Raw genomic sequence first — 8,491 nt, forward strand, 5'->3', positions numbered from 1 at the left:
CCGTCAATTGCTGCCTCTGTGTCACCGCAGAAGCGTCTAGCCGTTCTAATCCAATCGCGTATCTGGCTTTCGCACCACCAATAAGCGCTGCGGTGTCGCAGATCAAAATATGAAACCTTCTGCGACCTGAAACAACGTTTCCTCAACCAGGTGAGAGCCTTGGAAGGTGAAAAGCATCGCGAACGGACTGTTGCCCGAAAAGCGTGATTTGGAAGCCGAAAGCCAGCGTTTTGCTTTCTGCTGGTCGCAGAACCGCTCCTCGGCTATGGCAATGATGTGTACAGCACGAACAAGCGTTCACTTTCGATGGCTGTGAGCCGGTTTCCATGTGCCAACGTGCGCGCGACCGTCTTATACGGGATAATTTGGTCGCGCACAGTAGCGCTGATGACGCAAGGTTCAAAAAGACGACAGATACTCTCTCTCGTGAAACCTGCTTCGATGGGTGCGTGAATGCCTTAATCGGAAGCATCTATAGAACTTAGATACACGTTTCCAAGCGAACCCGACAAACAAAGCGATTGATGGCTCTCATCGTGTTTTCTACGTAAGGAGTTCCATATGGGTATGCATCTACCTGTTAACATTCTGCAAAACTGGTCGGACGTGAAGGCGATCTTCCAACTTTAATCAATATGCTTCAGTTGATATCAAATATTCGGTCACGCATGCTAGAGCCTGATAAATATCGGAGCTATTTTCCTTAAAGTACCAAATGATAGATCAGAAGATACTGGCAGTACACTAGAACGTACGATACCAGTTCGTGTGGCCACTGACTCTTCTACTGGAAATTGCAATGATCGACGTTATGCTGGCTAAAAGCGGGAGCGCGATGTAGAGCGGTAGGAAGGTGCTATTATGGTCCGACGCCTAATTTGTACGATTTTACTACGATCCCATATAGCATAGGCCTAACATAGAATCGCTGTTACTAGCATCCATGTGCGCTTATGGTAAGATAATCCCTGGACTGGCGGTGGATGAAATCATGCGACCCATTATTAGTGAAGAGATGGTAGAACAAGCGTTATTCAGATTAGAGGAGAATGGTACTAAGCCAACTTTGGACGCTATTCGTACGGAACTAGGTAATCACGGATCAAAAACCACTATAGTCAAACATCTGCGAGCTGTGAAAGCTAAAAACACAGACAGCTGTTCGGATCAATCGCGAATGACTACGAGGTTCAATATTCCTGACGTCCGTTTCAAAAACTCCTCTGACTCGTGGAGTCGTAGCAATGACTTCGTTCGCCTGTTAGAGACCATTAACAAGCTTCGCGCAGTCACTTCGAACCCCCAAGTGATAGAAGAAATCACCACGATATTTCTGGAACTAAAGGAAGAGAATCTAAAATACCAAAACCTTTTGAGCACATTACAATTTTTTCAGCAGCAGCTTATAGAGTCGCTTAATAAATCCGTCAAACCTTAATTACCCATCAAGACATCAATTGAGAGCCTGCGCGCTTTTCGGATAAGTTCATTTCGACGATTGCGCACTTTCCTATAGACATATATTTGTTCAGTCTTTTTCTCATCGGAATCGCAAGGTGAAGCGTTACCTACAAACTCTAGATATGCTTTTCTCTCTAACCAATTTAAGCGAGATACCGAACCGCACCATACCGCCCACGTGGCAGGACTCAAATCTCGCTTATTCTCCTTGTAATCATCAAAAATAGCGCTCCAGAATTTATGGTTTGCTTCATTGTTAGATGAAATAAATTCGGCCGAAGAAAACCAAGGGACGCTCTCAAATCTTATTAGTATTAAATTTGATAAAGCCGTACTCAAATAAAACCATTCAGGCTCTAGGCTAAGCTGGGCGTAACTGTCTGCCAACCAATTAGTCACTATAGAAACAGTGGATTCATGATCTTCGGCCGACAATATCATTAAAACAAATAACGCAATACGGTCCAGCGCTGACATTGTGCTCATGTCATCTTCGAGTGAAGACAAGTAAAATGACTTTTTTGGATATATCCTATTTTTTAAAATAGAATAAATATCTACTAAATCAGATTCCTCATCCATGATATCCCACAAAGGGTGATTAAATAATTTAACGAGTGCAGGTTCCAAATCAAGCAATATAGCCAATCTGGTTTTTTGGGGCATTAAACCTTCAAGAAATCTCCCCCAGGTACTATTAGATTCAGACTCATGGGGCAATCCCAGTTCCCTCTCATACCACCTTGCGAGTTGATGCCCGTTTGGCTTCACACCCGCAAGTACCGCCAGCAGGTGAGCTAAAGCTGATGCTTTCAGCACCTGTATTAGTGTCTTTCTCTTGCGCCCCATCGTCCACCACCGTATCGGATAACTAAAAATATCATTCCGTACAAAATGGTACGGAGGCAAGAGATTTTTTTAGTCGTCGATGCGTAAACATTTCAACGCCATTTTATCCCGTGTTTACTGGGTTTCACGGTAAAAAAATATTTATATTTCGCATCTAGCGCAATTCCAAATTCCCTCTTAGCATTTTAATTACGAAAACGGTATCAGCAGTCACGCTATCGACAACGTACTGTATGACGACGCATCGGAACCCAAAATGCTGATATTTATACCTTCTGGGAGTTTATGTTGAGGATTGCAATCAAACGAGGCCAACTCGTGGTGGCTAATGGAGTACTGTCGATAGTTAGGGATATTGGAAAAAAAGGAGACGTTATAGTCAGTGACTATGGTTGCGAAACCATATCGGTTGTAGACGTCGCACATATCCAACCCATTCCCCAATCTAGTGACAGCCTAGAAAGCCATAAAAAAATAGAGGGAATTCTTACCGAGCATAACGCCACACAAATAATTTTAGCTGGCGAACGTTCAGTAGTTATCGAACTTTACTTAGGCGGTTCATTATCTGTAAAACAAGCTGCCGACATGCTTGGCTTAAAAAAAACTGCGTTTTACGCTCTGAAAAAAAAATACAGCCCCGAACTAGGCCCAGTTACGTTAATAAAAGGCAACCCTGGGCCTCACAAAGGGAGCATGAGAGTTACTGAAGAAATTAGAACCATCATTACGGATTGCTACAACGAGCACTATCACGGCCGGTCCGCCTCATACTCAAATGTGTGGAAACAGGTACAAAGTGAATGTTTTGCAAAAGGCCTGACTTCACCGAGCAGGGCATCGGTAAAAAAAATAATCGTGGGATTTGATCAAAAAAACACTTATAGGAAAAAACATGGCGTTGATTCTTCAAATCAAATGTTTCAGCCTCGACCCGGTATTGCTCATACCGACTATCCGCTACAAGTAGCTCAAATGGATCATACGCGTGTGGACCTTCTCCTCCGTGCCGAACATGACCGCACAATAATAATTGGAAGACCTTGGTTATCGGTAATAATGGATTTACATACACGCGTCATACTGGGTTACTACTTAACTATGTTTTCACCCTCAATTATATCTGTGCAACAAACCATGGGCATGGCGATGCTTCCTAAGAATACAGGTTACTTTCAATTGGCCAGCGAGTCATGTCACTACCCGTATTTTGGATTTCCAGAACGATTATTGATGGACAATGCTGCGGAGTTTCGCTCTCCGATTGTTGAAGCTGCAATGCGTAAATACAAAATAAAGCCGGAGTGGCGAAAGCCTGGAAAAAAGCACATGGGTGGTCATATAGAGCGCCTAATAGGCACATTTATGACTTCGGCTGTCCATTTTTTACCTGGCACTACGTTCTCTAACACTCAACAGCGTGGAGACTACGATAGCGAAAAACAATCTGCATTAACCTTTAAAGAGTTTTGTACTTGGTTTGCCGGACAAGTCCTTGTATATCACGGCACGGTCCATGCCGAGCTAGGGTCCTCTCCTAAGGATGCTTGGGAGAAGGCGTTCGATAGCACCGAAATCCAACTTCCTGAAGTAGCGATAAACCCGCGAGCGCTTTATTTGGATTTTTTACCAGAAACAATAAAGCCCGTGAGAAATAACGGGATAACCCTGAATAAAAGGCGCTATTACTCAAGCCAGTTAAATCGCATACAGGGACGAGCTAGAGTTGTCGTAAAGTTTGACCCATTTGATATGACCATAGTATGGGTAAGCATTGATAGTGAATACGTTAAAGTTCCACAAGTTTCCTCAGAGCAAGACTATATCAGCTATGAAGAGTATCGATGCGACCGCCAGCACAATAAAAAAATACCGTCAGGCACAATCACAGACGAGGATGCGCTCAGGCAAATGCGCACCAATAATGCACTGGTCAAAAACAGCCAACGAAGCACTCGTAACGCCAAGATAGCGAGTAACCAATTGGAAGCAAACGCCCATCACGCCGAGCAACGTAAGCATGGTATTCCTAAAGCTGTCTGGGATGCGCATATTCCTAGCGACGACTTTGTTGTTGACGAAAGCGAAGTAAATTTTTCATTAACTCCCAGATTATTTGACCAAAATGACTGATACGACTATCGATGTAAGCCATGTGCGTCAATCAAGGCAACATTTGTTAAACCTCACTAAGGAGGAACGACTCATGATATGTCTACAAGACGTATTTATCGAATACCCCAACTCCCAAGCGATCTTGAATGCAATGCACTACATGTTACGAACTGAAAACAAGGTTCAGGCCCCCTGTATGCTGGTTTGGGGTAGTGGTGGGTACGGAAAAACAAGCATTATCAATAAAATAAAAGAAGTCAACGAAAATGAAAAACATAAGTTGGTGTTCATGAGCTTCAGGCAGAACCCGAATAATTACAACTTCAGGGAACTGCTGCTCGAAGCATTTGGTATGGAGGTCACCAAGAAATTCAGCGGGTACAATGCGTCAAAAGAATTTGCACGAACTGTCGAACGAAATAATATCAAAGGTATTGTCATTGACGAAATCCACGACGCCGTGACGCTTTCGACAATGCAGCAGAAAATCAACCTTTCGCTACTCAAAAACCTCTCCGGTGATCAGTACAATCTTAGTGTTTTCGCCTTTGGTGTAGATAAGGCAAGCGAGGCTCTTCGTCTAGACCCACAATTGGAACGCCGCTACTTGCAGTGGCCTTTAGAGAAATGGAAATTGAACGAAGAGTTCAGGGGGTTTATTGCAGCTTATGAGCGCACACTACCCTTAAAACAACCCTCACATTTGCACAGTAAGGAATTAGCAACCGCTATATTAAAGCAAGCGGATGGCGTGATGGATAACGTAGTAAAAATCATTCAGGTTTGCGCTGCAGAAGCTGTTTCGTCTGGCATAGAAAAGATCACAATTGAGCTTATCACTAATGCGCCTTTTTTAGCAGCAAAATACGGAGTGTCGTTGCTTCGGCGCATCAAACGATAGCAAACAAATGACCAAACATAATTTCTATGCCAAAATTGCGCGAATACATAATAGGTTTAATGTACCAACACCCCAAGTGTTAAGCATTTCAAATGCTATCGTAGCGACGCTTTTAAGCACTGATAAAGCAGGATCATTACACATTATTTTAGGCAAGACTGGTTCAGGACGTTCAACTGCAATTCAACTGTGCCGCAAACGATTGCAGCGCAACTTAAAAAACGTAATAGTTTTGCGCCCATCTCCACTTGATGAAGAATTCAATCCATGGAGACTTTTATTGCAATATTATGGGTTGGATTTCGATGAATCTGATCTAAAGATAAGAACAAGTTATATCCCTCCTCCAGTGATTGATTTAATCGAGCTCGCGGAAATTGATTGTATTGTTTTTGAGGATTTCTCAGAGAATCTTTATAAATCGGCAGACAAGCAAAAAGCAGTTGAGGCGTGGCTTAGCATTGCCCTCCATACTGTTTGCGTGGATGTAATATTATCAACTCACGATACCGCCTACGCCAAACGCTTTGCGAATGAAGAGTCAGTTACAATCCATCGTATAGACGAATGGAACGATGACCAGGAATTTTCGCTATTTATTGGCGAACTCCAATACAATCTTCAAACTAAATTCAAGATCACGGTGAATCTGAGCGTTGGCAGAGATCAACTTTATAAGCTGTGCGATGGAAACACCGGAAATCTATTGAATTTGGTTCGGGAGTACGCCGTGGCGGAGCTACTTTCCCCATCATTCGCGAACTCGGACGTCGCTGAATATCTATCACTAAAAAATATGGTCGGACAAAATGCCATTTTATTCGCTGTTAAATCCAGTCAACGATGAATCTTTTACATCCTGGATCAGGAGATGTGAGCTTAAATTATCTCCACGCTTATTTTCATCAACAAAAATAAATTCTATGTTTTACTCAAATATAGATTGCTTTCCAATCCTTGACCCTGATTTCTCTGTGGATACCCTAGTATCAACCTCGGTGAATGACACGATCAAGGTCGATCCGCAAATACTACTTAATCTCTTCCGTCCTAGAACTACATGGGTGATCCCGTTTTCAGATTGGCAAAACGCTTGTACAGCCTGCCTAATGGAATCTTTAAAGAAAAAGGGATGCTATGTATTTCTAAAAAGCTGGAGATACACTGCGCATCCTATTTGCTCCGTGCATCAGTGCCTATTAAGTCCATTACCATATAAGCAACGCAATAGTATAATGGCGTTTCCGGAGAAGTACATTGCCACTCACAAATGTACTCTTGATAGTCTAAGTCTCAAAAAGCTCGTATTGCTTGCTCTGAAAATACAGCGCCATATTTATCGTTTGGAAAACTCTACAGATAATAGTGCGCTGGAAATTATGGCTGCTTACCGTTTTGTTATGGAGTTATTTTTGTGTGCTGGAGAATATAGGGGGCTTGCCTGTTTTCTATATTCGAAACCTACTCCGCAGCGGGGTGCCCTAAAACATTCAGGAGCACGATCGCTAATGCTCATAGGAGCATACACTGCTTCTTCTTTTGAACGCATGTGTGCATTGATATTAACAGGTTATGTCATCGGAGCATTTTCTCAGTTAGACACTCGCGCCTTTGAATCAATATCAAACGAACACAGTTCGCTTTACTCGTGCACGGCTTATGATATAGGCAGATTTAGCAGAATCTTTCCTTCAGATGAGTCTCCCGCGATACGACGTCGCCTTGAAAAATTGTGCTCGGTATTTCCCAGTCGAAACTATCTGGACTTTTTGAAAGGCTTTGAAAATGAATAGTACATATAGCAAAATTGATTTTCTCTATATCGATATCGGTTTAGTAGTTACTGATAGTTATGGCAGTTCTTGCTCTGGGCTATATATGATATATGCAACCTCAAACAATCAAATAATTGGCTACATTCTATCAAATCAAAAGCCGTCATACCCATCGTTAAATTTACTCAAGCTACAAATACTAGAGAACATTAAAGATATAAAAAAATGGATGATGAATCCGTACAGCTACAATCCGATTTTTAAAACATCCCCTTTTATTTCACGCGCGCGAGAATCATATATTCGCACTGCGACATCAATCAAACATTTAAACATGATGTTGAAGGTGGGTTCGGATGAGTTTTTAGATGTAATCCTTGATATACCATCAGAATATCTTAGTCCACTGTTAAGAGTCTGGCTTTTCACACCACAACTAGCATTGCAATTAGTTCGCGACCAAATGAAGCGAAATAGCTGTCTTTGCCGCAGGTGTTAAGCCCGAAGACTACGGCCGGAACTTTGTTGAGACCAGCAACGCCCACTCAAGAAACTTTAGTTAACTTTAATACCAAATAGGCCATCTGCTGCGATAAGTCTATCTTCAAGAAAACGCCGGATCAATAGTGGTTAAAGTATTAAGTTTCCCACACCAGCCTTCAACAATGTAGCCATAGGTCTGGCACCTGAGAAAGCTTTGGGTGACTCATGGGCGAAACAGATATTCCGCGTGGATTCATCTTCAATAAAAGCGAACCGCAGCAGCTTTAAAGCCAGGCGGCAGCGCCAGGGCAAGGTGAAGCCTGAGCGGGAGAAACTCAAAGCCGTGCTGATCGAACATCACAAGGAATCCAGAGCCTCTGCCGGCTCGTGCACCTTGGGCAAGGAGCTGCAAGGCTAGGGACATCGTGTCGGGCGACATATGGCTTGCGGCTAGATGCGCGAAGTAGGTGTTGCCAGTAATCAGCGGCGGCGGCACAAGTACAAACTCCGGCGTCAAAGCGCTGGTGGCGCCGCATGTGCTCAAGCGCAAGTTTGCTGTCACGGCGCAAGGGGGAACGGTGCCTACTTCGAATAAGAGCGAGACCTAGGCGTGGGGCATGAGGCCCAACCTGATGTGTAATTAACCGGAAAAAACGCGAAATATTTGTTACTTTTTCCGGTTAATTACAGAAAATAACCGGAAAGCGTTAATTTTCAATTAGTTACCGAGCTCCGGTTGATTGCGGATGCTGACACCAAAGAAATCAGTCCCTTGCTCTCCCATCCTTACACCTTCCATTACGTTGTTATGTCTGTAGTGGTCTAATGAAACCGGACACCCATTTAGGCGAGAATGCTCGCCCGATCGAGGTGTCAGATGACCAAACAACGCCGTTCCTTTTCTGCT

Annotated in this window: 9 protein-coding genes; 6 read left to right on the plus strand and 3 right to left on the minus strand. The window is 43.3% G+C overall.

Annotated features, from left to right (window positions below; translation table 11 throughout):
* Positions 1–102: 102 nt before the first annotated feature.
* On the minus strand, positions 103–276 hold the full coding sequence (locus J2X66_RS30405; RefSeq protein ID WP_405046819.1) for an MbcA/ParS/Xre antitoxin family protein: 174 nt from the start codon (positions 274–276) through the stop codon (positions 103–105).
* Positions 277–991: 715 nt separating this feature from the next.
* Between J2X66_RS30405 and J2X66_RS28960 the strand changes: the two genes are divergently transcribed.
* Positions 992–1,438 (plus strand): DNA-binding protein, encoded by a 447-nt coding sequence (locus J2X66_RS28960; RefSeq protein WP_310271762.1) that lies wholly within the window; start codon positions 992–994, stop codon positions 1,436–1,438.
* Here J2X66_RS28960 and J2X66_RS28965 read toward each other — a convergent pair.
* Entirely contained in the window at positions 1,435–2,310 is an 876-nt protein-coding gene (locus J2X66_RS28965) for a hypothetical protein (RefSeq protein WP_310271765.1), read from the minus strand. The genes J2X66_RS28960 and J2X66_RS28965 overlap by 4 nt on opposite strands.
* 318 nt (positions 2,311–2,628) lie before the next feature.
* Between J2X66_RS28965 and J2X66_RS28970 the strand changes: the two genes are divergently transcribed.
* From J2X66_RS28970 to J2X66_RS28990, 5 genes are all read left to right on the plus strand, one after another.
* Complete coding sequence (locus J2X66_RS28970) at positions 2,629–4,443, plus strand: Mu transposase C-terminal domain-containing protein (protein ID WP_310271768.1); 1,815 nt, start codon at positions 2,629–2,631, stop codon at positions 4,441–4,443.
* Between the two features lie 73 nt (positions 4,444–4,516).
* Positions 4,517–5,326, plus strand: a complete 810-nt coding sequence (locus J2X66_RS28975; protein ID WP_310271771.1) for a TniB family NTP-binding protein — start codon at positions 4,517–4,519, stop codon at positions 5,324–5,326.
* A gap of 7 nt (positions 5,327–5,333) precedes the next feature.
* On the plus strand, positions 5,334–6,173 hold the full coding sequence (locus J2X66_RS28980; RefSeq protein WP_310271775.1) for a hypothetical protein: 840 nt from the start codon (positions 5,334–5,336) through the stop codon (positions 6,171–6,173).
* 127 nt (positions 6,174–6,300) lie between these two features.
* Positions 6,301–7,119, plus strand: coding sequence for a hypothetical protein (locus tag J2X66_RS28985; protein WP_310271778.1), 819 nt, complete (start codon positions 6,301–6,303; stop codon positions 7,117–7,119).
* A gap of 679 nt (positions 7,120–7,798) precedes the next feature.
* Positions 7,799–8,002 carry a hypothetical protein gene (locus tag J2X66_RS28990; protein WP_310271781.1) on the plus strand — a complete coding sequence of 68 codons (204 nt, stop codon included), beginning with the start codon at positions 7,799–7,801 and terminating at the stop codon, positions 8,000–8,002.
* Between the two features lie 300 nt (positions 8,003–8,302).
* On the opposite strand, the gene J2X66_RS28995 is transcribed toward J2X66_RS28990, so the two are convergent.
* Positions 8,303–8,491, minus strand: a 189-nt coding sequence (locus J2X66_RS28995) for a hypothetical protein (protein WP_310271783.1), incomplete at its 5' end; no start/stop codon positions are given.

Source organism: Pseudomonas sp. 3296, assembly GCF_031456615.1.
GTDB lineage: Bacteria > Pseudomonadota > Gammaproteobacteria > Pseudomonadales > Pseudomonadaceae > Aquipseudomonas > Aquipseudomonas mucoides.

Bases quoted from the DNA above. Each gene is read 5' to 3' on its own strand.
- J2X66_RS28960 (WP_310271762.1), top strand. From the start codon at position 992: ATGCGACCCATTATTAGTGAAGAGATGGTAGAACAAGCGTTATTCAGA.
- J2X66_RS28965 (WP_310271765.1), bottom strand. From the start codon at position 2,310: ATGGGGCGCAAGAGAAAGACACTAATACAGGTGCTGAAAGCATCAGCT.
- J2X66_RS28975 (WP_310271771.1), top strand. From the start codon at position 4,517: ATGATATGTCTACAAGACGTATTTATCGAATACCCCAACTCCCAAGCG.
- J2X66_RS28980 (WP_310271775.1), top strand. From the start codon at position 5,334: ATGACCAAACATAATTTCTATGCCAAAATTGCGCGAATACATAATAGG.